This window comes from Blastocatellia bacterium (assembly GCA_025054955.1).
Taxonomy (GTDB): domain Bacteria; phylum Acidobacteriota; class Blastocatellia; order HR10; family J050; genus JANWZE01.
On the sequence record JANWZE010000023.1, the window covers coordinates 94,661 to 101,147 of the forward strand.

The window sequence follows — 6,487 nt, forward strand, 5'->3', positions numbered from 1 at the left end:
ACCGGCTCAAGCCGACCACGCTGCGTCTTTCCTGGCAAGAGCGACGAGCAGGCTGCCCATGCCGACGAGGCCGGCCAGCCGCAAGCCCAACCGTCCCACCAACGACGGGCCAACGGTGAGCTGCCCCCAGGTGTCGTGGAAATTTCCTACGGCGCGAATCCACACCGGCGGCAGCCCCGTCCGGCGGAGCAGCTTGGCCAGTGTGTCTGCCGTGTAGGCAATCTGATGATGAGGCGGCTGAAGAAACCCGTACTCGCCACGACGTGGCCAGAGCCGACGTGTCCACGACGACAACCCATCATGATTGGGCACGTCCAGATGGACAAGTCCGTCGTCAGCCAGCGCGCGTCGCACCACCGCCAGAAACGCCCTCGGCTGCAACACATGTTCGAGCACTTGCGAGAAAAAAATCACGTCAAATGTCACGCCGAGCGTCAATGCTGTCTCAGCGCAACCGCAAATCACATGACGCTGTAGCGAGTGAGCAAGCTCGACCATGCGCGGATTAACATCAATGCCCACATAGGAAATTCCTAGCGCCTCATAAGCGACGGCGAACGCGCCATCGCCGGCGCCGATTTCGCACACGCGAGCTGGCTTTCGCCCCAACAGCGATTGATAGACCGTCAAGCGCCGAACGGCCATCCGGCGAGCCGCCTGAGCGCGAGCGTGCGCCTGCTCGCTCATCATGCGCAAGTATGAAGGCTTCGTCACGGACGCAGCCGCCTCACCCACGTCATCGGGCGCGCCCTGCTCAAACGGTTGAACAAACGCCAACCCGCACGAGCGACAGACACCGTAGGCGCGGCGGCCAGAGCGCCACTGCACAGCGTAATCTTCGGAGTCACACAGCGGGCAGCGCGGTGTGACCGTCATCAGCCAATCGGACTGCGCGCCAACCATCACGGGCTTTCAGAGACCGACGCCACCGACGCTCACCACGCGGCGAACAAGCACAAACGCTTCCGCCGCCGGAACCCCAACAGCAGCGCCCCGACATCGAGCCAGCGCCTCCACCGCTTCCAGCGAACGCTCATGCGGAAACGATTTGAGTTGACTTTGATAGGCCCTCATGGCATCGAGTTTGACATCGAGAACCATCGAGATGTCTACATAGGAATTTGGCACGAAACCGGGCGTCAACGGCGGCGCAAACCAATTTGTCTCAGATAGCGTTTCGTAAGCATAAATGGCCTGAACCAGCGACGAGCCCGTGGGACGAGCCGCTACTAACGCCGATTCAAACACGAGCCGATGATCCCGATGCAGATCGCCGGCAAATGGAATGAACAGATAATCCGGCCTGACGGTATTGAGCAATTCCGTGAGCGCTTCGTTTAGTCTGGCGTGCGGAACCGTATCAAGCAACGCCGCCGGTAGTCCTTCCAGAAAGATTGTCTCGTGGATGCCGAGCCGCTTGTGAGCTGCGCGGGCTTCTTCACGAGTCTGCTCAACCGATGCAGCGTCGAACATTGAAGGGTCTCCGCGCGTGACGATGGCCGCATAGACATCATGGCCTTCGCGCACCAGTCGCGCCATCGTGCCACCGACGCCAAGCACTTCATCATCCGGATGTGGCGCAATCACCAAGATTCGCGTCATCGCTGGTAGCACTCCACGTCAGAGTTCTCCCATCAGTTGAACACCGGCCAGCTTCTCCTCGTCAGCCTCGTGACCGACGGCGACGGACGGCGCGGCAGGCGCACCCGCTGACTCAATCCATTGTCGCGCTGCCGCTCCACAACAAAACAACACATCCACAACAGACAGATCAGCGATGAAACCAGCTTCAGGAAAAAGCTGCTGGTAGACCGGCGACGGCACATCTTGCCAGAGAACCCGAATGCCGGCTGCATCAAATTTGTCCAACTCCATGTAACGCCGTCCGCCCGGCCCTGACAAGTACACATCGGCGCCGACCGCGCGACACACGTTGACGAGCAAGTCGGTGCGCTGCCCGCTGACGTTCAGCTCTGAGGCATACAGCAGCGGCGTCGTGATCCGCAGCGCTTGCATCGCCCACTTGATCAACGCCACATCCAACTGGCTCAGGCGCTCCCACTCCTGTTCCAGCAGTCGCCTGATTCCATCGGCATACTGATGAAAATAAGGCGCCCGCGAATAGTTCGTCACCAGCGCGTTCCAGTGTTTTTTCTGCCAGCGTTGTCGCTGGTCTATGCGAACGTCGCGGATGGCTTGCCCCAGCCGGTGAAGCACCGGCACAGTGAGCCATTGCCACCCGTGATGCGTCTTGATCTTGTTGCGATTTTGCAACCCGTTTTTTTGAAACTGAATGTTATCCAGGATGACAAACACATCCGCGTGGCGCAGCTTGTGGAAGAAGCCCAAGTAAGGCAAGTACTGCGGCTGATGAATGGCTACAACTTTGCTCATCGCGCGTTGTTTTGCTCGACCGACACGACCGATGCTGCGTCGGGGCGTCGGCGGGACTGACCCGCGTTTTGCCGCGCCCACAGGCGTGGGATGGTCAGCAGGGCAATTTTCAGGTCAAGCCATAAGCTCCAGTGCTCGACATACCAGATGTCGAGCCGCATTCTCTCGTCCCAGCTCAATGCATGACGACCGAATAAGACGGGGTATGATGACAGTCCCGGTTTCATTTCTTGTCGGCGCGCCTCACTTGGACGGACCGTGCCTGGCAGCAGCGGGCGCGGACCAATCAAACTCATCTGGCCGCGCAGCACATTGATGAGTTGCGGCAATTCATCCAAGCTCATAATGCGCAACCATCGGCCGACGCGCGTGATGCGCGGATCATCCTGGATAATCTCCAGGCTGATCTTGTCTGCTCCGTCAATCATGGTGCGAAACTTGAGAATCCAGAACGGCCGATTGAAGCGCCCGGCGCGCACCTGACGAAACAGCACCGGACCGGATGAATCCAATTTGATCAACAACGCAATCAGCGCCAGCAGCGGCGACAACAGAATCAACAGCAGGGCGGCCGCCAGGTAATCCACCAGTTGCTTGATCGCAAACGAAACGGGTCTTTTTTGGTAACCCAGCATACTGCCCTCTGCTGTTCACCCTGCCTTCTCGCCAGCAACAGACTGACTTCGCGTTGACCGGTTCAGCGGCTGATAGCGAAGGCCCAGCTTCTTTTCGATCAGATGATGATACGTCTCGACAATTCGCTCAGAGATGCGCTCTTCGTCAAACAGCTCTCTGGCGCGTTGTTGACCGGCTTGCCCCATGCGCTGGGCGAGCGCCGGATCATTGATCAATTTCAGCAGCGCGTCGCCAAGCGCTGCGGCATCTTTCACTGGCACAAGCCAGCCCGTCTGACCATGCACTACCTCATCGCGACAACCGGCAATGTCGCTGGCCACGACCGGCTTGCCGCAGGCCATCGCTTCCATGATGCTGCGCGGCATCCCTTCCCGATAGGACGGCAGCACGCAAATATCCATGGCGTGATAAAACCGCGCCACATCATGACGAAATCCGGTGAACACAAAGTGGTCGGTCAAACCGCGCCGCTCGATCATCTGGCGAAGCTGCTCACGCATGCCAATATCACTATGCAGCGCTTCGCCGACCATGAGGAACACAACGTCACGGCGAACGCGCCTGATGTGCTCAGCCGCTTCGATTAGTTCAACAACGCCTTTCTCCTTGACCAATCGGCCGACCATGCCGACGACGATGGCTGAGGCCGGAATGCCCCACTCTTGCCTCACAGCCGCGCCAATGGCCGCTGAGTCTGCCGGCGACGTGATGAAGTCAGCCAATCGAATCCCGTTGCCAATAGTCAGACTTCGCGCCGGGTCAATAACGCCATAGCGAATCGCCCGCTGCCGATTCTCTTCCGACTGCGAAAAGAAAAAATCAGTCATCGGCCTACACAACCACTCGATCAGCAGATTCAATGGCTTGATATACCACGGCGCGCCCGCATAGAACGCGAACCCGCGAAATGTGTAAAGAATCAACGGCACACCGGCCAACCACGCTGCCAGCCGACCGACAAATGCCGCCGATAGTGTATGCACATGGACGATCTCATACCGCTCCCGACGCATCAGCCGATACAACGCCAGCACTGTTTTCAAATTGACCAGCGGATGGACTCGATTGATGGCCTCCACCGTGTGAATCTGAAAACCATCCTGCCGGAGCGACTGGACGACCGGCCCAGGCCCACAGGCCGCATCAACTCGATAGCCAGCTTGCTCCAGCGCACGAATTTGTGGAGCCAGCAGCTTTTGCACCGAATGATCAACGGTGCATACAATGAGCACTTTGATCGGCTCGTGGCGTGTCGAATTGAACATGCCCGAATTCTTGCTCAACCGGCGATCACGAATCATGAAAGCTATGAGAAAAGGTTGATTGTGCCTCGAGAATTATCATTTTCATGCTTCGTGGCGAGCCGAATCATGAAAGCTATGAGAAAAGGTTGATTGCGCCCTTGTCTTACAGGCGTTCTTGCTCAGCCGTGCTCAGCCGGTGATCACGAATCATGAGAACCATGCAGCAGCCGTCGCGGATCAATGGCAAGCTCCAAATGTCCCGCCTGGCGATCCTGCTGCTGGAATCCAAGGCGATGATAAAACGCGACTGCCCCGCGATTCTGTTCAGGCACACGCAGCGTCAACTGAGGGAGATTGCGCTCGACGGCTCGCTCGGCCGCGCGCTGCAACAAGATGCGACCCAGCCCGCGCCGCCGATGCTCGCTGTGCACCACGATCCGATGAACGTGTAGCCCGTGCGATTTGAGCGATGCAATCACAAACCCGACGGCCTCATCTGCTTCGAGCGCGATCCATGAACACTCCCATTTGCCCGGCAGCTCATGCAGGAAGTGGCGACGCTCCCAAACTTCACCCCCTTCGACCTGATCCATGATAAGAAATTGCTCCAGGTACACACCGGTCAGTTCGCGGGTCAGCGGTTTAACTTGATACGCCATACGGTCAGCTCAGCGCGGCCTCACACTCCACTCAGCTCAGCGCGGCCTCATAGCGATCAGACGGCCTGCTCGCGGAACCATCGAGCGCGCCGGTGCCGGTTCAGCACGATGGTCTCGTAACTGATAAACACAACCAGCATCAGCCAAAATGTCCGGTCGGTCATTTGCCGGTTATAGACGTAACTCACCGACAGGCTCCAGAGCGCCAAGCAGAGGATCAGACTGGACAACTCAAAATCACTACGTCGGCTCAACCACCACAGCCGCAACGAGCGCCACAGCAAACAGCCCATGAACATCGTGTAGGCGAGCAGGCCGAGCAAACCGGTTTCAGCCAAAAAGCGCATCGGCGTGCTGTGCACTTCATGTCCTGTCCGTGAGTAAACCGAACGGTAGAATCCGCCCCAGCCAATGCCCAACACTGGATGATCCCGGAATGCGTCGAGCACGCCGGCGCGTTGTTGTAGCATGAAATCGTTTTCCACATCTTCCGCGCTGCGGGCTGTCGCCATTTCAATGCGCGAACTGACCATGCCAACCCGTTGGCGAAAGAATTGCGCCGGATACCAAAATTCACTGAGGACGAAATAGAAGAGGCCCACCGCGATCAGACTGACGACAAACGGCGTCAGCAGTTTGAACTGAGCACGCGCCCGCGAGACAATGAATCCCAGCGCCAAACCAACCAAACCAACCAGCAGCGACAGATAAACCGAGCGCCGGCCACCGACCATCACACAATAGAGCGCCAACGGAAGAATCGCCGTAAACGTCCACCACTGGCGACGGGTCGTGCCTGGCCAACTCAGATTCAGCAGCAATATCCAAAAACTGGTAAACATGTAAACGCTGGCATGCGCGCGATTGCGAAACGGGCCAGCGGCATTGACCTGTCCGCCCGATTGAATGCTGTCGGCCAACAACCACAACGCGATCACACCAACAGCGTAGCCAATCGCCCGCATCAACCGGACAAAATACTGCTCATGCAACGTGATTACATTGTAGAGCGTCAACGTGAAGGCCAGCGACGACAACAGAAGCACATACGCAACGATGCCGTTCCATTGCCGATCCGGCGTCAGTTGCAACAGCGAGAGCGTAGCCACCAGCGCCATCACCCCGAGCCAGCGCATCACCGGATGCGTGCGTATCGGCAATTGCTGGTGCAAGAAATAGTCAAACGCCACTACAAATAAGATAAGCCCGGAGACTTCAAACGCCCCGATGTTGTTTTTCAGCTCGGCAATGAACTTGGTTTCCGTCAAGAAGGTGCAGAAAACTTGCACGGACAACAACACAACCAAATAGGTCGGCAGCCGCCCGCGCGCCGCTTCCATCTGGACGGATAGGCTCGATGTGGCTGTGGCCATGCTCAACCTCGCTCCGCTCCCCACATCATCACGGATGGATACCGATCAACACAGATCTTCTCCCGCCGCTGTGTCCAGCCGGGTTCATTGGCGGTCAGATTCTCATCATTTTTGTGCGTCGTCATGGGCAACACAAACGATTCCCATCAACCAAACGGGCGATCAACTGAACGACTCGATC

General features: G+C 57.8%; 7 protein-coding genes. All 7 read right to left on the minus strand.

Going from position 1 to position 6,487, the window contains the following annotated elements:
• Positions 1-6: 6 nt before the first annotated feature.
• The 7 genes from NZ823_02185 to NZ823_02215 all read right to left on the minus strand — a co-directional run bounded on the left by NZ823_02185 (position 7) and on the right by NZ823_02215 (position 6,306).
• Positions 7-903, minus strand: coding sequence for a class I SAM-dependent methyltransferase (locus NZ823_02185; protein ID MCS6803935.1), 897 nt, complete (start codon positions 901-903; stop codon positions 7-9).
• 9 nt (positions 904-912) lie between these two features.
• Positions 913-1,602, minus strand: coding sequence for a PIG-L family deacetylase (locus NZ823_02190; GenBank protein ID MCS6803936.1), 690 nt, complete (start codon positions 1,600-1,602; stop codon positions 913-915).
• 18 nt (positions 1,603-1,620) lie between these two features.
• Positions 1,621-2,394 (minus strand): WbqC family protein, encoded by a 774-nt coding sequence (locus NZ823_02195; GenBank protein ID MCS6803937.1) that lies wholly within the window; start codon positions 2,392-2,394, stop codon positions 1,621-1,623.
• Positions 2,391-3,029 (minus strand): sugar transferase, encoded by a 639-nt coding sequence (locus NZ823_02200; protein MCS6803938.1) that lies wholly within the window; start codon positions 3,027-3,029, stop codon positions 2,391-2,393. The genes NZ823_02195 and NZ823_02200 overlap by 4 nt, the downstream gene beginning before the upstream one ends.
• Before the next feature lie 15 nt (positions 3,030-3,044).
• On the minus strand, positions 3,045-4,331 hold the full coding sequence (locus tag NZ823_02205) for a glycosyltransferase family 4 protein (protein ID MCS6803939.1): 1,287 nt from the start codon (positions 4,329-4,331) through the stop codon (positions 3,045-3,047).
• 143 nt (positions 4,332-4,474) lie between these two features.
• Positions 4,475-4,933, minus strand: coding sequence for a GNAT family N-acetyltransferase (locus NZ823_02210; protein ID MCS6803940.1), 459 nt, complete (start codon positions 4,931-4,933; stop codon positions 4,475-4,477).
• Positions 4,934-4,989: 56 nt separating this feature from the next.
• On the minus strand, positions 4,990-6,306 hold the full coding sequence (locus NZ823_02215; GenBank protein MCS6803941.1) for an O-antigen ligase family protein: 1,317 nt from the start codon (positions 6,304-6,306) through the stop codon (positions 4,990-4,992).
• Between the last annotated feature and the right edge of the window lie 181 nt (positions 6,307-6,487).